Source organism: Nereida sp. MMG025 (genome assembly GCF_021654165.1).
In the GTDB taxonomy this organism is placed as follows: domain Bacteria; phylum Pseudomonadota; class Alphaproteobacteria; order Rhodobacterales; family Rhodobacteraceae; genus Nereida.
The window spans coordinates 150,451-167,987 of the sequence record NZ_JAKFZN010000003.1 but is presented as its reverse complement, the minus strand read 5'-3'; the positions used below and the strand labels follow the sequence as shown (position 1 = coordinate 167,987).

General features: G+C 57.2%; 16 protein-coding genes. 8 read left to right on the top strand and 8 right to left on the bottom strand.

The features are described 5' to 3' along the window. Window positions 1-15: 15 nt before the first annotated feature. Window positions 16-492, top strand: coding sequence for a PaaI family thioesterase (locus L1065_RS10050; RefSeq protein ID WP_237095344.1), 477 nt, complete (start codon window positions 16-18; stop codon window positions 490-492). On the opposite strand, the gene L1065_RS10045 is transcribed toward L1065_RS10050, so the two are convergent. The 3 genes from L1065_RS10045 to L1065_RS10035 form a co-directional block, all read right to left on the bottom strand. After that, entirely contained in the window at window positions 489-1,205 is a 717-nt protein-coding gene (locus tag L1065_RS10045; protein WP_237095343.1) for a hypothetical protein, read from the bottom strand. The genes L1065_RS10050 and L1065_RS10045 overlap by 4 nt on opposite strands. A 37-nt stretch (window positions 1,206-1,242) precedes the next feature. Beyond that, complete coding sequence (locus L1065_RS10040; protein ID WP_237095342.1) at window positions 1,243-2,310, bottom strand: DUF2235 domain-containing protein; 1,068 nt, start codon at window positions 2,308-2,310, stop codon at window positions 1,243-1,245. Between the two features lie 69 nt (window positions 2,311-2,379). Then, window positions 2,380-4,644, bottom strand: a complete 2,265-nt coding sequence (locus L1065_RS10035; RefSeq protein WP_237095697.1) for a molybdopterin cofactor-binding domain-containing protein — start codon at window positions 4,642-4,644, stop codon at window positions 2,380-2,382. A gap of 147 nt (window positions 4,645-4,791) precedes the next feature. Here L1065_RS10035 and L1065_RS10030 point away from each other — a divergent pair, with 147 nt between their 5' ends. Then, on the top strand, window positions 4,792-7,968 hold the full coding sequence (locus tag L1065_RS10030; protein WP_237095341.1) for a valine--tRNA ligase: 3,177 nt from the start codon (window positions 4,792-4,794) through the stop codon (window positions 7,966-7,968). Between the two features lie 13 nt (window positions 7,969-7,981). On the opposite strand, the gene L1065_RS10025 is transcribed toward L1065_RS10030, so the two are convergent. Next, on the bottom strand, window positions 7,982-8,143 hold the full coding sequence (locus L1065_RS10025) for a Tat pathway signal protein (RefSeq protein WP_237095340.1): 162 nt from the start codon (window positions 8,141-8,143) through the stop codon (window positions 7,982-7,984). A 75-nt stretch (window positions 8,144-8,218) separates the two neighbouring features. On the opposite strand from L1065_RS10025, the gene L1065_RS10020 reads away from it, so the two are divergent. Then, entirely contained in the window at window positions 8,219-9,307 is a 1,089-nt protein-coding gene (locus L1065_RS10020; protein ID WP_237095339.1) for a pyridoxal phosphate-dependent aminotransferase, read from the top strand. A 59-nt stretch (window positions 9,308-9,366) separates the two neighbouring features. Next, window positions 9,367-9,552 (top strand): hypothetical protein, encoded by a 186-nt coding sequence (locus L1065_RS10015; protein WP_237095338.1) that lies wholly within the window; start codon window positions 9,367-9,369, stop codon window positions 9,550-9,552. On the opposite strand, the gene L1065_RS10010 is transcribed toward L1065_RS10015, so the two are convergent. Beyond that, window positions 9,549-10,742, bottom strand: coding sequence for an alanine--glyoxylate aminotransferase family protein (locus L1065_RS10010; protein ID WP_237095337.1), 1,194 nt, complete (start codon window positions 10,740-10,742; stop codon window positions 9,549-9,551). The genes L1065_RS10015 and L1065_RS10010 overlap by 4 nt on opposite strands. Window positions 10,743-10,901: 159 nt before the next feature. On the opposite strand from L1065_RS10010, the gene L1065_RS10005 reads away from it, so the two are divergent. Continuing rightward, the gene (locus L1065_RS10005) at window positions 10,902-12,698 is read left to right on the top strand and encodes an ABC transporter transmembrane domain-containing protein (RefSeq protein ID WP_237095336.1); all 1,797 of its coding nucleotides are present in this window, start codon (window positions 10,902-10,904) and stop codon (window positions 12,696-12,698) included. Further along, entirely contained in the window at window positions 12,695-13,417 is a 723-nt protein-coding gene (locus tag L1065_RS10000; RefSeq protein WP_237095335.1) for a folate-binding protein YgfZ, read from the top strand. Before L1065_RS10005 ends, L1065_RS10000 begins: the two co-directional genes overlap by 4 nt. Here the strand turns inward: L1065_RS10000 and efp are convergent. After that, window positions 13,414-13,977, bottom strand: coding sequence for an elongation factor P (efp, locus tag L1065_RS09995; RefSeq protein ID WP_237095334.1), 564 nt, complete (start codon window positions 13,975-13,977; stop codon window positions 13,414-13,416). The two genes, L1065_RS10000 and efp, sit on opposite strands and share 4 nt — an antisense overlap. 205 nt (window positions 13,978-14,182) lie before the next feature. Between efp and L1065_RS09990 the strand changes: the two genes are divergently transcribed. Next, entirely contained in the window at window positions 14,183-14,500 is a 318-nt protein-coding gene (locus tag L1065_RS09990) for a DUF6280 family protein (protein ID WP_237095333.1), read from the top strand. 66 nt (window positions 14,501-14,566) lie between these two features. Here the strand turns inward: L1065_RS09990 and L1065_RS09985 are convergent, their stop codons facing one another. After that, window positions 14,567-15,148: a cobalamin biosynthesis protein CobQ gene (locus L1065_RS09985; RefSeq protein ID WP_237095332.1), complete on the bottom strand. Its 582-nt coding sequence runs from the start codon at window positions 15,146-15,148 to the stop codon at window positions 14,567-14,569. Between the two features lie 53 nt (window positions 15,149-15,201). Here L1065_RS09985 and L1065_RS09980 point away from each other — a divergent pair, with 53 nt between their 5' ends. Then, window positions 15,202-16,647, top strand: coding sequence for a cobyric acid synthase (locus tag L1065_RS09980; RefSeq protein WP_237095331.1), 1,446 nt, complete (start codon window positions 15,202-15,204; stop codon window positions 16,645-16,647). Window positions 16,648-16,655: 8 nt separating this feature from the next. Here L1065_RS09980 and L1065_RS09975 read toward each other — a convergent pair whose 3' ends face one another. Continuing rightward, the gene (locus L1065_RS09975) at window positions 16,656-17,483 is read right to left on the bottom strand and encodes a hypothetical protein (RefSeq protein WP_237095330.1); all 828 of its coding nucleotides are present in this window, start codon (window positions 17,481-17,483) and stop codon (window positions 16,656-16,658) included. Between the last annotated feature and the right edge of the window lie 54 nt (window positions 17,484-17,537).

Here is a 17,537-nt window from a genome sequence, read left to right as displayed (position 1 = left end):
CCTACCGTCGCGGCCATGATTGCAAAAAGCCCTTCTGACCTGCCCAGTTTCGATGACATGCTGTCCATGTCGGGGCTTGAATTTATGCAAGCCATCCGAGACGGGCGCATCAGCCAGCCGCCCATTGGCGGTGTCCTGAACTATGCCGTCACGGAGGTCGCGGACGGGCGTGTGGTGTTCCACGGAACCCCCGAATTCGCCCATACCAACCCGATGGGCACCGTCCACGGTGGTTGGTATGGCACGCTTCTGGACAGCTGTATGGCCTGTGCCGTCATGACCCGCGTGCCAAAGGGATCAAGCTATACGACCTTGGAATATAAGGTAAATATTACCCGCGGCATCCCCCTTGGCACGCCCATTCAGGCCATCGGCACCGTCAGCCATTCAGGGCGTTCCACAGGCGTGGCTACGGGCGAAATACGGGGGCTAAAGGACGGCAAACTCTATGCCACAGGCTCAACCACCTGCATCATCATGGCCCACCGTTAACGCGCGCAGGCCCCGCCGCGATACTGCCAGCGTCCATATTTCCTGCCATCCAACGCGCGCAACTGGCGGCTCTGCACCAGCCTGTCGATCGCAAAGCCAAGCTGCATCTTTTCGCGCGTGTCGTAATACCGCTCAAGCCTGTTATTGCTAAACCCGATGACGGGCCGGAAAAACGCGGGCGTGAACACATTGGCATGACCGTCACCTGCGACCTGCACACCCAGATCCTTGATGTGCAACCGACAGCCCGCCGCCTCGAACTTGGCCGCCACATAAGCCGCCGCCGCCGCTTCGCTGGCAAAGGGCTTGGCCCCCGCGGGCCCCTTGTAGCAGCCCCCCGATTGATAGATCAGCGTGCGATTGGCAGGATGCCCCCCCGCCGCTTTACCAAACAGCAGCGAGCCGCGGTCGTTCAGAATACGTATCGCATCGGCCAGATAGCCCCCGTTGGGCGTACTGTGCTGCGCGCCCTGCCCCCAAAAATTATCCCAAGCATTCGCCCCACCCGGCAAACGGCTGGCCCGCCCAAGCTGCAAAAACGACATGCGGCAGCCGCCGTTTTCCATCACCTGTCCGATGAAATCCATCGCCTGTTGCGGGTTTTGCGGCACCTTGCGCTGGTCTACGGGGGGCAAAGGCGTTGTGGCGGTTGTGCCCACCTGACACGCCGCCAAGCCGCAAACCATCGCCACCGAAATCAAAAACCTGCGCATAACACACCCTTTCACCAGAAACCTACTGGCCCCTAGTTTACGGTAGTGATTTTGCCCCCCGCAAGGGGAATGATCGCGCCGCCAAAACCTTCGCCGAGGGATGGACCTGCTCTGACGGATCACGACCCACCACGCGTTTGCGGCGGATCAGAAAAAACGCGCCCATCCCCCACCAGTTACCAGTTGATCGCGCCTCAACGTCTTGCGGAAAACGCCCTTGCCAGTGTTCAGGCAAGCGGATCCCACACATCTCAATGTTTTCAAGCATCCACACCAGCGGGATATTCGCCAATCCACGCGCATTGATATAGCCCGCCAACTGCCCGCCCACATCGCCATGCGTGCCGCGAAACCACATCTGCTTCATCTCGATCCCCCGCCAATCGGGGCGCGTTTCCCACATGATGGGTTTGTAAACCGCACGCGTTTCGTTCAGCGCCAGAGCATGATAGCCGTGTCGCACGGTCTGGCCCAAACGGTGGTGGTGAAACGCATGGCGCACATCGGCCCACCGCCAAACGATAGGCAGGCGCAGCCCAAGGGCTTTCACCGTATCCCAAATGCCGATCATCTCGATGGGCACCTCACCGTGGCAATGGGCAGCGCGAAAGGCGGCAACCGTCTCGCCCGCGCCCCCAGAGACATAATGCCGATAAGCCGTGCGAATATTGCGCACGGTGGCGCAGTCCGCCCGCAAAAGCCCCACTCGGTCAATTACCCCCGCCAACGACCGCACCGCATAGGCCCCGCGCGAATAGCCAATCAGAAATATGCGATCACCGGGCCGATACCGCGTGGCAAGCCAGCCATACGCCCGCCTGATCTGGCGGTTGATCCCGCGTCCCGTCATCACATCAAAACTGGATCGCAGGTCGCGCCATTGCAGCCCGGCCTCGTAATACAAATCAACCTGCGGACCGTGATCGACGTCTTTAAGAAGTTTATAGGTCAGCCCTGCGTTGGTCTCGCGGCCGACCGACAGCGACGACATCGTTCCATCCAGAATGATCACGTGATCCACCGGACCACGCCGCACAGCCTCGTCTGACTGTTCGCGTTGCGGCCTGATCCTCAGGCTGTCCAGAATGCGATCAAAAATACCCATGGGTCTATCTTGTCGCGTCCATGCGTGACATGCCAGACAATCCGACGTGACAGGCCTGAAACAATCGGTTTACGCGCCCAACATCCGCCACATCCGTTCTGGCGTAAACGGCATGTCAACGCGCTGAATTCCACGCGCAGCCACAGCATCTTGAACCGCATTTGCAACCGCCGCCAATGCGCCAACCGTGCCCGCCTCGCCGCAGCCCTTCATGCCCATGGGGTTATATTTTGATGGGGTGCAATGGGTAGAAAACGCCATGAACGGCACATCATCGGCCCGCGGCATCCCATAGTCCATGAACGTCGCGGTCAAAAGCTGGCCATCTTCGTCATAGACAACCCGTTCGCTGACCGCCTGCCCGATGCCTTGGGCCACGCCGCCGTGGATCTGCCCTTCAACAAGCATCGGGTTGATCAGATTGCCAAAGTCATCCGTCACCGTATAGCGCACAACCTCCAGCACACCCGTATCAGGGTCAATCTCCACCTCGGCCACATGGGCGCCGTTGGGAAAGCTGCGTTGATCCAAGGTGATGGTCTGGGCATGGCTCAGCAAATCCTCGCGCCCATCGGCCCTGGCCGCGTCCGCCACCTCCAGCATGGTCAGTGCCATGTTCGATCCTTCAACACGGAAGCGATCATCTTCAAACCGCACCTGCGCACCTTCCTTGTCGCGCAGATAGGCGCTGAAATCGGTGATGATCTGTTCAACGGTGGCAAGGGTGGCCGTATTTTGCACCGTGACAGAGCGTGATCCGCCGGTCCCGCCCCCCACAGGGATCAAGTCACTGTCGCCTTGCACAATCTCGATCGCCGAAACGGGAATGCCCGTCTGATCGCTCAAAAACTGACGATAGACGCTTTCGTGTCCCTGCCCGTTGCTTTGTGTCCCCACATACATCACCGCGCGCCCGTCCACGAAATCAACGCGCGTCGTCTCGCTTGGATCGCCCAGAATGCTTTCGATGTAATAGCACAGCCCCATCCCGCGCAGACGCCCGGCACGGGCCGAGGTGGCTCGACGCGCCTCAAACCCCGCTTTGTCACAAGCGGCCTCAACCTTGGCCAGAACCGCGTGGAAATCACCAACGTCATAAGGCTGCTCTGTCGCGCTGACATAGGGAAACTGATCGGCACGAATGAAATTGCGGCGACGCAGCTCCCAAGGATCAACGCCCAAATCCCGTGCGGCATAATCCATCGCACGTTCTAGTACGTAGATCGCCTCTGGCCGTCCTGCACCGCGATAGGCGTCCACTTGGGTGGTGTTGGTGAACACGCCTTTGACGCCCATAAAGGCATCCTGGCAGTCATAGACCCCCATCAAAACCTTGCTGAACAGCTCGGTCTGGATGTTTTGCGCAAATTGCGAATTGTAGGCGCCCATATTGGCCACCGTCTGCACGTCATAGGCCACCAGCTTGTGGCCCGCATCAAACCCCATGCGCACCGTGCTGACCAGATCGCGGCCGGCATTGTCGCTTAGCATCGCTTCGGTGCGTTCCGACATCCACCGCACAGGGCGGTTCAACACCCGCGCGGCATGTGCCACCAGATAATTCTCGGGATAGGTCATCGCCTTCATCCCGAACCCGCCGCCCACATCGGGGTTGGTGACGCGCACATCATCGGCTTCCATGCCAAGTGCTTTGGAAATACGCGCCTTAAAGCCCCAGACGCCCTGCCCGTTCACACTGAAATGCAAGCGCCCCGCCTCCATCTGCGCCCAACAGCCCCGCGGCTCCATCGAATTGCAGATGATCCGATTGTCCTCGACCACCACCTCCACGGTATGCGCGGCCCCGTCCAACGCCGCCTCGACCCGCGCGCGGTCGCCCTTGGCATAATCAAACGCCAGATTGTCAGGCGCCTCTTCATGGATCGCAGGACCACCCACCGCCACATCCACCTTCACAGGCAGTTCGTCGTAATCCACCTCGATCAACTCGGCCGCATCGCGTGCCTGATCCAGCGTGTGGGCAAAGATCATCGCAATCGGCTCGCCTACAAAGCGCACATGGGTCTGGGCCAGAATGGGCCGCGCAGGGGCCGCACCCTTGCTACCATCGGCATTGCGCACAATCGACGCGGGGATATCATTGACGATCCCCGCATCCGCCAAATCCTGCGCGGTCAACACCAGTGCCACACCATCCGCGCGGCGCGCCTCGGCCACATCTACCGCAATCCGCGCATGGGCCACCGCCGACCGCAGAACAAACCCGTGCAACGCCCCCTGGGGCGCGATGTCCTCGACATACCGGCCCGCGCCCGTCAGAAACTTCACATCTTCCACGCGCGCCACCGGCTGCGCCTTGCCGAATTTTTCCACCTGTTTGTTCATGGCACGCGCCCTCCTGTTGTCTCACTGCAACCTAGCGGCAACCATGCCCCTGTCGAGAGCACAATTCAAACGCCCCCTTCCCCTTGCCAGCCACCCGCGTTATCTGATCCTCCAAACCAGCTAGGAACAAGACCAATGGCGATGGAAAAGACCTTCAACGCGGCGGAAGCCGAAGACCGCATCTACAAGGCATGGGAAGACGCAGGTGCCTTCAAAGCAGGTGCCAACGCCAGCCGCCCCGAAACCTTCTCTATCGTGATCCCGCCGCCCAATGTGACAGGCTCGCTGCACATGGGGCACGCGTTCAATAACACGCTTCAGGATATCCTTGTGCGCTGGAAACGCATGCAGGGCTACGACACGCTGTGGCAACCAGGCACCGATCACGCAGGCATTGCCACGCAAATGGTCACCGAACGTGACATGGCCGCCAAAGGCGAGCCAACCCGCGCCGAAATGGGCCGTGATGCATTTATCAACCGCGTCTGGCAGCAAAAAGTCGAAAGCCGCGGCACGATCATCGGCCAGCTTAAACGCCTTGGCGCGTCCTGCGATTGGTCGCGCGAGGCCTTTACGATGGGCGGCGCTGCGGGCGATCCTGACAAAGGCACCCCGAACGCAGGCCCCAATTTCCACGATGCCGTCATCAAAGTCTTTGTCGAAATGTATAACAAAGGCCTCATCTATCGCGGCAAACGTCTGGTTAACTGGGACCCCCACTTTGAAACCGCGATTTCCGATCTGGAAGTCGAAAACATCGAAACGCCGGGTCATATGTGGCACTTCAAATACCCGCTCGCGGGTGGCGCGACCTACACCTACGTCGAAAAGGACGAGGACGGGAATATCACGCTTGAAGAAGAACGCGACTACATCTCGATTGCCACAACACGCCCCGAAACCATGCTTGGCGATGGCGCCGTGGCCGTCCATCCCGATGATGAACGCTACGCGCCCATCGTCGGCCAGCTGTGCGAAATCCCCGTCGGCCCCAAAGAACACCGCCGCCTCATCCCGATCATCACCGATGAATACCCCGATCCCGATTTCGGCTCGGGCGCGGTCAAGATCACGGGCGCGCATGACTTTAACGATTACGGCGTCGCAAAACGCGCAAACATCCCCTGTTACCGCCTGATGAACAGGCGCGGCGCGATGCGCAGCGATGGGTTTAGTTACGAAATGTCAGCGATATTTGCTTCGGAAATTTTGGAAAAAGGACTATCGATTGGTGTTAGGATTGACGACATCAACCTTGTTCCTGACGCCTACCGCGGCATGGACCGTTTCGAGGCCCGCAAAGCCGTTGTCGCCGATATCACCGCCGAAGGTCTGGCGGTCATGGAATTGGTCGATGATCCCGATTTTGACGGCGACGAAAACGCCGAAACGTCTGACGCCCGTCAGACGCAAAACCATACGGAAAGCAGACACCATTGTCCGACGGGTAAAATGTGGGTTCCGATGGTCGAAAACAAACTGATCATGCAGCCCTTCGGCGACCGCTCGAAGGTGGTGATTGAGCCGATGTTGACCGACCAATGGTTCGTGGACGCTGCCAAAATTGTCGGCCCCGCACTCGATGTTGTGCGCGACGGAAAAGTTAAGATTTTGCCTGACTCGGGCGAAAAAGTGTATTTCAACTGGCTCGAAAATATCGAACCCTGGTGCATCTCGCGCCAGCTGTGGTGGGGCCATCAGATCCCCGTTTGGTATGGCTCGCACATCGAGGAGGATTACTACAGAGGCTTGGTAGATATTACAAACTCCGAGACCGGTTTCGAGGACCAGATCGGTGATGCGGTTGTTTTTTGTCTAGAAAACGAAACCGATGTAGTAGAGGCGGCGAGAGCTTATTACGCTTCCATCATTGGGGAAGACGTTATCGTAAAATTATTAACGTTCGAAGAGGCATATATCGAAAACCATCTCTATGGAAATTTCTATCCTGGTAGAGGGACGGCTCTTTCGACCGATCCAGAAACAAACAAAAAAATTGTTACCCTTTACAGGGATATCGACGTCCTAGACACTTGGTTCTCGTCGGGCCTCTGGCCCATCGGCACATTAGGTTGGCCCGATAACACCCCAGAATTGCAGCGTTATTTTCCAACCAGCACATTGGTCACGGGCCAGGACATTATCTTCTTTTGGGTTGCGCGCATGATGATGATGCAGCTTGCCGTGGTGGATGAAATTCCCTTCGACACGATCTATCTGCACGGTCTGGTGCGCGATGCCAAAGGTCAGAAGATGTCGAAATCCATTGGCAACGTGATCGATCCGCTGGACATTATCGACGAATTTGGTGCCGATGCTTTGCGCTTTACCAACGCGGCCATGGCCTCTCTTGGCGGCGCGTTGAAACTCGATAAACAACGCATTGCGGGCTATCGCAATTTCAGCACGAAACTCTGGAACGCCTGCCGTTTTGCCGAAATGAACGACGCCTTTGGTGTTGCGCACAAACAGCCCGCACCGTCCGCAGCCGTTAACCGTTGGATCATGGGCGAAACCGCCATAACGCTGGCCGATGTGAACGCATCGCTGGAAAACTACCGTTTCAACGACGCCGCCGACGCGCTCTATAAATTCGTCTGGGGCAAGGTCTGTGACTGGTATGTGGAACTGTCCAAACCTTTGTTACAAGGGGATAATTTGGAATTGAAGGTCGAAACCCAAGCCACAATGTCATGGGTCCTTGATCAGTGCTTGATCCTGCTACACCCCATGATGCCCTTCATCACCGAAGACCTATGGAACACGTCAGGCCAGCGCGAAACAATGCTGATCCATGCCGACTGGCCAAGCTATAGCACTGATTTGGTTGATGAAAATGCTGATGCCGAACTGAACTGGGTGATCACGTTTATCGAGGCTGTCCGCTCTGCACGGGCGCAAATGAACGTGCCTGCCGGCCTCTATATCCCTGTGGTTTCTGTCAATGTGGACGCCCATGCCCAAGCCGCACTGGACGCCAATGAAGCGCTTATCAAACGTCTGGCGCGGATCGATAGCATCACTGCAATGGACGACGCCCCCAAAGGCGCAATCGCCGTGAATGCGGGGACCTCCAGCTTTGCTTTGCCGCTTAAAGACGTCATCGATGTGGACAAGGAAAAGGGCCGCCTTGAAAAAAACCTGAGCAAATTGGAAAAGGAAATCAAAGGCTTGGAAGGACGGGTGAACAATCCCAAGTTTGCCGCATCCGCCCCGCCTGAGGTCGTAGACGAAGCCAAAGCCAACCTGGCCGACCGTTTGGGCGAAGCCGACGTGGTGCGTACCGCTTTGGCGCGATTGGCCGAAATATAAAAAACGTTCGGGGCTATCTTACGATGCGTTCAACCGCGCGCATCGCCCCGAGCGATTTGTCATAAACCAGTTTAAGAACAACACGCGCTTTTGGGGCGCGTTGCACCACAGGCACGGCGCGCACAGCGACGGCTCCAGCACTTGCTGCAAGAAAAGAACGCCGGGTCAGGGGCATTGGGACCTCCCAGTTTTTGCGAATGGTTCTCATTTATGTCTTGAAGCATGAATTACAACCCGTCAGACAGGTGGCATGACCCAATACCGCTTTACAGATATCGCCGCGACCTTGCCCTCAAGCGTTCCGTTTGTCGGCCCCGAAACGCAGGAACGCCAGCTTGGCCGCCGCTTTGACGCGCGTCTCGGCGCCAACGAATCCACCTTTGGTCCCTCGCCCAAGGCCATTGCGGCGATGGTCCAAACCGCAGCCGACATCTGGCAATATGCGGATCCTGAAAACCACGATTTGCGTCATGCTCTGGCCGCTCACCACGATGTGAATGCCGCCAATGTCGTGGTCGGCGAAGGGATCGACGGGCTGCTTGGATATCTTGTGCGCTTGTTCGTCGGCGCAGGGGATGCAGTGGTCACAAGCCTTGGGGCCTATCCGACGTTCAACTATCATGTGAACGGTTATGGCGGCACGCTGCATTCTGTGCCTTACCGTGATGATTATGAGGATATCGACGCACTTTGGGCCAAGGCAGAGGCGGTAGGTGCCAAGCTGATTTACCTTGCCAACCCCGACAACCCAATGGGCAGCCATCATAGCGCGGCCACCATCGAAAATGCGATTTCCCGCCTGCCCAAAGGTGTTCTTCTGGTCCTCGATGAAGCCTACGCAGACACCTGCGCGGACCTGCCCTCTATCGCGATTGATACACCAAATGTGATAAGAATGCGCACCTTTTCAAAAGCTTACGGCATGGCAGGCGCGCGCGTTGGCTATGCGCTTGGCCCTGTAGACCTGATCAACGCGTTTCATAAGGTGCGCAACCATTTTGGCATGAACAGAGCCGCCCAAGCGGGTGCGCTGGCCGCATTGCAAGACCAGCCCTACCTGCACAAGACATTGGAGCAGATCGCAGCCAGCAAGGCGCGCATTGCTGAGATAAGCGAGGCTTGGGGCTGGCGTGCACTAAGCTCGGCCACCAATTTCGTCGCAGTTGATTGTGGGCGAGACGGGGCTTACGCCAAACGCATGCTGGAGGCATTGATCCAGGAAGGTGTCTTTGTGCGCATGCCATTCGCCGCACCGCAGAACCGCTGCATCCGCATATCTTGCGGCACGGATGCACAGATGGATCTCCTTGAGGCCGCCCTGCAACGCATAAAGAAATAGGGCTTGCGCGACCCCAAAGCCGCGCTAACATTTTCTGTATCCCGATTTAAGGAGCCGATATGTCAGAGCGCCCGTCAGCCCCGAATTTCACCAATGCCTTCATCTGCATGGCAGGTGTTTTGTTGTTTTGCGCATTGGTCACCGTGTTTGTGTTTTACGGCATTTTGGGCGCGGCGGCATTTGCCTATCTGACAGATCGGTTGGTCATCCAGAAAGTGCCTGAAAAGATCCGAAAACGCGCCTAGCGTCCCGCGATGATCTTGGCCGCTGCATCCAATGCGCCATCCCCGAATGGAATATCAATCGCTGCCAAACCTGCTTGGATCGTTCCCAAAACGCCCATAATCATCTGGCCGCTTACATGCCCCATATGGCCGATACGGAAGGTGCCATCGGAATTGGGGTCGTCCTGCGTGGCCATGCCAAGTCCGATCCCAAGGGTCAGCCCCGCCTGATCACTGACCCAATTACGCAGGGCCGTGCCATGTGGCTTGCCCAGATGCAGCGTTGTCACCGCATGAGAGCGCAAAGACGGGTCGGTGATATTGGGTCGAAGCGGACCGCCCTGCCCCCACGCATCGCAAGCCGCCCAAACAGCCCGCGCCAGAATAGCATGGCGGGCCAGTGTATTTTCAAACCCTTCTTCCAAAATCATGTCCAAAGCCGCGCGTAGACCATAGATATGATGGGTGGGCGCAGTGCCGCACCAGCGCTTGTAAAACAGCTCTGGTTCGGTGCGCGGACGCCAGTCCCAGTAGGATGAGGCACAGCCATTGGTTTCGCGCACAGCATCCGCGCGGTCGCTGTAAAACACAAAGCACATGCCAGGCGGGACCATGAGGCCCTTTTGACACCCCGCAACCATCACATCGACGCCCCAAGCATCCATCTGGAAGTCGTCACATCCAAAGCAGGCAATGCAGTCGACCATAAAGAGCGCCGAATGCCCAACCGCGTCGATCGTGCGGCGCACAGCGGCCACATCATTTTTGACAGAGGTCGAGGTATCCGTCTGCACCATCAAAACAGCTTTGATCTTGGCATTGTCCCGAAGGGTTTGCCCCACCAAGTCAAGGTCAATGCTCGCAGCACGTCCGAAATCCAGAATGTGACAGGTGACCCCCATCGCCTTTGCCATATCGCTCCAGCCGATGCCGAACAGCCCCGTGGCAAGCACCAGAACCTCATCACCCGCGCTGAGGGTGTTGAAAAGTGCAGCCTCCCACGCGGCGTGACCGTTGCCGATATACATGGCGACGTTGTGCTGTGTTTTGGCCAATGCACGCAGGTCGGGCGTCAGCGAGGCCGTGATCTCCAACAGCTCGCCTGTGTAGATATTCGGGGCGGCGCGGTGCATCGCCTGCAACACACGGTCAGGCATGACAGATGGGCCCGGGATCGCAAGGTAGTGTCGGCCGTGGGATAGGTTGGTCATGCGCTGCGCTCCTGCTGTCACAAGCCCAGAGGTAGACCGCAGCGCCTAAAGCGTCAATTCACGGTTGGTGATGCTTTGCATCAATGCGCGCCTGCGCTTGAACCGCCCCGCGCTGCACCGTAAGTAAGTGACATGCCTTGCTAAAGGAGCCAACCGCGCGTGGCTGAAAACACCCCATCTGATCCGGCCGTTCAAGCCACCCCTGTGCGCACCCAGTCTGATGGCAAACTATTCGGCTGGCTGTGGGGGCGTTTTCTGCGTCAGCATCGCGGCAAGCTGATTATTGCTTTTATCCTTATGGCGATCGAAGGCTCTATGCTTGGGCTGTTAAGCTATATGCTGCAACCTATGTTCGATACGGTCTTTGTCGGCGGTGATAGACAGGCCGCCTATTGGGTTGGCGGCGTGATTTTCGGGATTTTCGCCGTGCGCGCGGTGACCACCGTGGGGCAACGCGCTTTGCTGACCCAGATTGCACAGAAAACCGAGGGGCAGATCAAATCCGATCTGGCGCAACATCTGATGCGCCTTGATATGGGGTTTCATCAAAAGAACCCACCCGGGTATCTGATCGAACGTGTGCAAGGTGATGTTTTGGGCGTTAACCAAGTCTGGATGGCATTGGTGACAGGGGCTGGCCGCGACGCGGTGGCCTTGATTGCCCTTTTGGCTGTCGTTCTGTCCATCGACTGGGTCTGGACACTTGTGGCGCTCATCGGGTTGCCGTTGATGATTGTCCCAAGCCAGTTGATGCAAAAGTTCGTGCGCCGCAAATCCACGAACGCGCGGGAAGTGGCCGCCTCTATGTCAACACGACTGGACGAGATTTTTCACGGGATTGCCCCGATCAAATTGAACCGATTAGAGGACTATCAGGACCAACGCTATCGCGGTTTGATCACCACCCGCGTGCGGGTAGAGGTCGAAGCCGCGATTGGCCGTGCAATGATGTCCGGACTGGCCGATCTGATCGCGGGCATCGGTTTTTTTGCCGTTCTGATCTACGGCGCGAATGATATCATTTCAGGCGAAAAAACCATCGGTCAGTTCATGTCGTTTTTTACTGCGATGGGTTTCGCATTTGAGCCGTTGCGCCGCCTTGCAGGGCTTGCTGGTATTTGGCAGACGGCCGCCGCCGGGATCGAGCGGTTGCAGGATTTGTTTGAGACGGACGCAAGCCAGATCAGTCGCGCGGACGCCATTACCGATTTGCCAGATGCCATCGGCAACATCACCCTCAGCGATGTTGATCTGCTTTATGGTGATGCGCCTGTGCTCAATGGGCTTTCCTTTACGGCGGAGGCTGGAAAAACCACTGCACTGGTGGGGGCTTCGGGTGCGGGTAAATCGACGGTCTTTAATCTTTTGACGCGCTTGAACGACCCGGTGAAAGGGGCTGTGACCATCGGTGGAACAGATATCACCTCGGTCGATCTTGGCACTTTGCGAAGCCTGTATTCGGTGGTGACACAGGATGCGATGCTCTTTGACGAAACCATCCGCGAGAACATTCTGTTGGGGCGCAAAGACATCAGCGAAGAGGCGCTTCAGGCCGCGCTGGAAGCCGCGTTTGTCACCGACTTTTTACCAAGTTTGGAACGCGGGCTTGATACGCAGGCAGGCCCACGCGGCTCTGCCCTGTCCGGGGGCCAAAGACAGCGGGTTGCCATCGCCCGCGCACTGCTGCGCGACACACCTATCCTACTGCTGGATGAAGCCACATCGGCCCTTGATACACGGTCCGAGCAGATGGTGCAGGCGGCGCTTGATAAGCTATCGACGGGACGCACCACGCTGGTCATCGCACACCGCCTGTCGACCATCCAGCAAGCCGATAAAATCATCGTCATGGATGCAGGCCGGGTTGTCGAAGAAGGCAGCCATACCGATCTATTGGCCAAAGGCGGCGCTTATGCCGCGCTGCATGCCGCCCAATTCAGCGAGGACACCGCATGACCAATCGCACTGTGATTGCCCTGACGGGCGCTGACAAACATAGCCTTCTGGACGGGTTGATCACCAATCAATTCACACCCGACAGCCCCCTGACCTATGCCGCGCTGCTGACACCACAGGGCAAGTATGTGGCTGATTTTTTCCTCAGCAACCAAGGCGACGAAATCCTGATTGATGTGGCCGAGAGCCATGCAGCCGTTCTGGCGCAACGGCTTGGCATGTATAAGTTGCGCGCGGACGTGCAGATTGCCGAAAGCCCGCTGCATGTGCATCTGGGTCAGGGCGGCGATGCAGACCCGCGCCACCCCGCCCTTCCCGCGCGCAGCTATCTTGAGCAGCCGCAAGACGCTAAGCCCGATCTGACCGCCCTGCGCGTTGAAAACATGATCCCTGAAACAGGTCAGGAACTGACGAACGACAGCTATATCCTGGAACTGGGGTTTGAACGGCTGAACGGCGTTGATTTCAAAAAGGGCTGCTTTGTTGGCCAAGAAATCGTCGCACGGATGAAACACAAAACCGAGTTGAAAAAAGGACTGGTGCAAGTCGCCCATGATGGCAGCGCGGCACCCGACACCCCCATCACCAACAACGGCAAGCCCGCAGGCCATTTGCACACGGTGCATGGCGATAAGGGGCTGGCCTACCTGCGGTTTGATCGCGCGGATGGCATGGACGCAGACGGTGTTGCGCTCACGCTCATCCAGAAAGGGATCTAGGCGCGTTCTGCGTATTCCATCGTTTCTGTGTTCACCACGATGTCTTCATCTTGGCCGACGAAAGGTGGCACCATCACTTTGACGCCATTGTCCAGCACCGCAGGCTTAAAGGAATTGGCCGCAGTTTGGCCTTTAACAACAGGTTCTGTCTCAACGACTTTGCAGATCACCTTTTGAGGCAGTGTCGCGCTCAAGGCTTCGGCTTCATGGTATTCGATCACGATTGTCATGCCATCTTGTAAAAACGGGCGGCGGTCGCCCAGAATATCGGCTGGCAACTCGATCTGTTCGTAGGTGTCGGTATCCATAAACGTCAGCATTCCATCGCTCTCAAACAGGAATTGCTGGTCTTTTTGTTCAAGACGCACACGCTCGACCTTGTCGGCACTGCGGAACCGTTCGTTCAGCTTTGACCCGTTGCGCAGGTTTTTCATTTCCACTTGCGCGAAAGCACCGCCCTTACCGGGCTTTACATGGTCGACTTTTACAGCCGCCCACAAACCACCGTTGTGTTCAAGCACGTTTCCGGGGCGAATTTCGTTTCCGTTGATTTTGGGCATGGCAAAACCTTGTCAAAAGGTTGAAGAAAATGTGTTCGCCCCTATATCTGGTAGTGGAATGCATGGCAAGCAGAGCAAACTGGGGGGTTTCCGAAAAAGCTATGTGAATTTTACATAGCAGCTATGCAGAAATCGCTTCCCCGAATCGGATGGTTTAGGTCATAACCAGCCCTACGCCAAAAGAGAACAAAATCAAGGAGACGAGATGCGAGATTTCGTTGATGGCACAGCGTTTAACAACGAACAAGGCAACCGCGCGCGCAAACTATTTGCCGCTGTTGTACTTGCCGCGTTGGATGACGCAATTGCTGACGATAAAAAATATGGCAATGGTCCGGAACAGATTGCACGTTGGGCACGCTCGCGCGACGGTCGTGAAGTCCTCAGCTGTGCGGGGATCGACCCGAACGAGCGTGTTGTTTCTGGATTGATGGAATTTGTTGGAAAAGGTGTTCGCACATCGGTCGCGCTGAGCCGCGAAGAAAGCGAACGTCGCAACGCAGCCCAAGCAGAAGCTGCGTAGTCACCCAACCAAAAGCACTTCAAAACGCAGTCCTTCGGGGCTGCGTTTTTTTATGCCACCACCCCATCAGGCCCGATCAAAGATGAACGTCCACATGATAACCGGCGCCAGTTGCAAGGCGACGAGTGTGACAATCAACACCTTCGCCCAGGTCACGCCCGAATAGCGCCGCCACACCCACACACCGGCGATGAAACACAAGGCGGCCTCAATCGGTGCGATGATCCCTGCGTGATGGGCGCGGTCCCAATAGCTAAATGGGCTTTGGTAAATCCAGTCGGTGATCGGCCAGAAATGCGCGCGCCCGTCGTCATGATGCAGCGGAAAGTCCAGCGCAAGATGCAACAAAGCTGCGCCACATAAAGCAATGCCCCAGGCGCTGCGCCGCCAGAGTGCAAGCGCCAGGCCAAGCCCCCAAAGCACGAAGCTGTTGTCGATCTTGAAGACCAACTGCCACGCATCGGAAAAATACAGCTCGTCAAACACCACACGTGGATCAATCTGCAAGATGAACAGCGACACACCGGCCATCACGTATAGGGACAAATCTGGCAATAAGGCTCCTGCCAATGCAGCAAGGGTTACGGCACGCGAAGCCGGTTTTCCAAAGGCGGCCATGCCAAAAATCAGATGTGCAGGTGTGTTCATTCTGGTGTCCCTTTGGGTTCGCTTATAGGAAAGGCAAAACGGCGGGGGCTGCAATGGCGAAATCCATCATGATCCAAGGGGCAGGCTCAAATGTGGGCAAGTCTATGATTGTCGCGGGCTTGGCGCGGGCCTGCGTGCGGCGCGGAATGAGCGTGCGGCCCTTCAAACCACAAAACATGTCTAACAACGCGGCCGTCACACAAAACGGCGGAGAGATCGGACGCGCACAAGCGCTCCAGGCGCTTGCCTGCGGTGTGCCGCCCCATACGGATATGAACCCAGTTTTGCTCAAGCCCGAAACAGACATCGGGGCGCAGGTCATTGTGCAGGGCAAACGCACGGCAACGCTCAAGGCGCGGGACTACGCCAAAGCCAAGCCGAAACTTCTTGGGGCGGTTATGGACAGTTTCCAAAGGCTGTCTGAAGGCACTGATTTGGTTGTCGTCGAAGGCGCAGGCAGCCCTGCCGAAATCAACTTGCGGGCGGGTGACATTGCCAACATGGGCTTTGCCGAGGCCGCGAAAGTGCCTGTCGTCCTGATCGGCGATATCGATCGCGGTGGGGTTATTGCACAGATGGTGGGCACACATGCAATTTTGCCTAGCGCCGATCGCGCCCATATCACGGGCTTTGCGATTAACAAATTTCGCGGCGATGTGAGCCTGTTTGACGATGGGATGACAGCCATTGCTGACCATACAGGCTGGATGCCTTTGGGGGTCATCCCGTGGTTTGCCGATGCGTGGCGCCTGCCTGCCGAGGATGTGATGGATATCGCAAGTAAAAAGGGTGGCGCCTTCAAGGTTGCGGTGCCGCGGCTTGCCCGCATTGCCAACTTTGATGACCTTGATCCGCTGTCCAGCGAACCTGATGTAAGTGTTGAGATTATCGAAGCAGGGCGCCCCCTGCCCGCTGATGCGGACCTCATTCTGATCCCCGGAAGCAAATCAACGATCAGCGATCTGGCCCACTTCAAAGCACAGGGATGGGACATCGACCTTCAGGCCCACGTCAGACGCGGCGGGGCTGTTCTTGGGATCTGCGGTGGCTATCAGATGCTCGGTGCAACCATCAGCGATCCTGACGGCATCGAAGGGCCACCCCGCTCGGTCGAGGGTCTGGGCTTGCTGGATGTGGAAACAGTCATGACCCCGCATAAACGCCTTGCCCTGTCCAACGCAGTGCATACGGACAGCGGTGCGGCGGTGGAAGGCTATGAAATCCATCTGGGATCAACCACAGGGCCAGATTGCGACAGGGCATGGCTGGACCTTGATGGCCGTCCCGAAGGCGCACAGAGCCATGATGGACGTATCAAAGGGTGTTATCTGCACGGCCTGTTCAGCGCAGACAGCTTTCGGGCTGCCTACCTGAAGGAGCTTGGGGGCGAGAGCCGTCAAACCAACTATGCCGCAGATGTTGAGGCCACATTGGATGCTTTGGCAGATCATTTGGAAACGCATCTGGACATCGACGCGCTCTTGACCTTGGCCAAATAGGTGTAGCGTTATTCGAGGTCTTTACTGACCAAGGCGCGCTGGATTTCGCGGCGAACAAGTTTGCGCACGTTGCGGGTGATCCGCTCTCCCAAAGCGCCTTGCAGCTCTTCTCGGACAATCTGGCTGACCACCTGGCGCAGCGCGTCTTCGTCCAGAACCGCCTCTTCAAAAAGGCTGTCGTCTTCAAAATCCGCGTCGCTGTCATCATCCGCGTCAAACGCATTCTCGGCGTCTTCTTCAAGATCGGCTTCAATCTCGTCCTGTACCTGACTTTCTTCGATCAACACATCCGACACCGATGGTTTTTCGGATGCAGCCTGCGCATCTACTGCGACTTCAGCATCTTCTTCGTAGTCAGTGTCTTGCGCAGGGGCTTGCGCCTCAGCTGCGACGGTTGGTGAATTGGCAAAGAAGGCCACTACATTGTCGTCTTCGGTGATGTCTGACCATTCCATGATTTGATCTTTGTCAGGATCAATCTCAAAGCTGTCCCCTTCGGGCGCTTCATATGGTTCGTCACTGCCGTCCGTTTGTTCCGCCATCGTATCGACCATATCAGAGCGATCGTCTGCAACGCCCGTATCGCCATCATCGTTGGCAGCACTCAGTTCGGTTGGCTGGTCGGTGGTCTGTTCAAGATCCACCCGCAGCGCAGGCGTCAGAAGGAGCCGCGCCCCTTCTGGATCAGGCGCAATTTCCTCGGGCTGTGATCCTTCGGCGGACGCAGCCGTATCCTCGTGTTCGTCAGGCGCGGTCTCGCGATGTTCATCTGACACAAGCCGACGGATCGACGACAAGACATCTTCGATGTCAACATTGCTTACGGGATCGGACATATCTGGGCTACCTGCTCTGGCCTTCTTATTCGACACGTTAACGCAGCCGAACGA

Bases quoted from the DNA above. Each gene is read 5' to 3' on its own strand.
- L1065_RS10050 (WP_237095344.1), top strand. From the start codon at position 16: ATGATTGCAAAAAGCCCTTCTGACCTGCCCAGTTTCGATGACATGCTG.
- L1065_RS10020 (WP_237095339.1), top strand. From the start codon at position 8,219: ATGACCCAATACCGCTTTACAGATATCGCCGCGACCTTGCCCTCAAGC.
- L1065_RS09990 (WP_237095333.1), top strand. From the start codon at position 14,183: ATGCGAGATTTCGTTGATGGCACAGCGTTTAACAACGAACAAGGCAAC.
- L1065_RS10010 (WP_237095337.1), bottom strand. From the start codon at position 10,742: ATGACCAACCTATCCCACGGCCGACACTACCTTGCGATCCCGGGCCCA.
- L1065_RS10025 (WP_237095340.1), bottom strand. From the start codon at position 8,143: ATGCCCCTGACCCGGCGTTCTTTTCTTGCAGCAAGTGCTGGAGCCGTC.
- L1065_RS10040 (WP_237095342.1), bottom strand. From the start codon at position 2,310: ATGGGTATTTTTGATCGCATTCTGGACAGCCTGAGGATCAGGCCGCAA.
- L1065_RS10000 (WP_237095335.1), top strand. From the start codon at position 12,695: ATGACCAATCGCACTGTGATTGCCCTGACGGGCGCTGACAAACATAGC.
- L1065_RS10030 (WP_237095341.1), top strand. From the start codon at position 4,792: ATGGCGATGGAAAAGACCTTCAACGCGGCGGAAGCCGAAGACCGCATC.
- efp (WP_237095334.1), bottom strand. From the start codon at position 13,977: ATGCCCAAAATCAACGGAAACGAAATTCGCCCCGGAAACGTGCTTGAA.
- L1065_RS10015 (WP_237095338.1), top strand. From the start codon at position 9,367: ATGTCAGAGCGCCCGTCAGCCCCGAATTTCACCAATGCCTTCATCTGC.
- L1065_RS09980 (WP_237095331.1), top strand. From the start codon at position 15,202: ATGGCGAAATCCATCATGATCCAAGGGGCAGGCTCAAATGTGGGCAAG.
- L1065_RS10045 (WP_237095343.1), bottom strand. From the start codon at position 1,205: ATGCGCAGGTTTTTGATTTCGGTGGCGATGGTTTGCGGCTTGGCGGCG.
- L1065_RS09975 (WP_237095330.1), bottom strand. From the start codon at position 17,483: ATGTCCGATCCCGTAAGCAATGTTGACATCGAAGATGTCTTGTCGTCG.
- L1065_RS09985 (WP_237095332.1), bottom strand. From the start codon at position 15,148: ATGAACACACCTGCACATCTGATTTTTGGCATGGCCGCCTTTGGAAAA.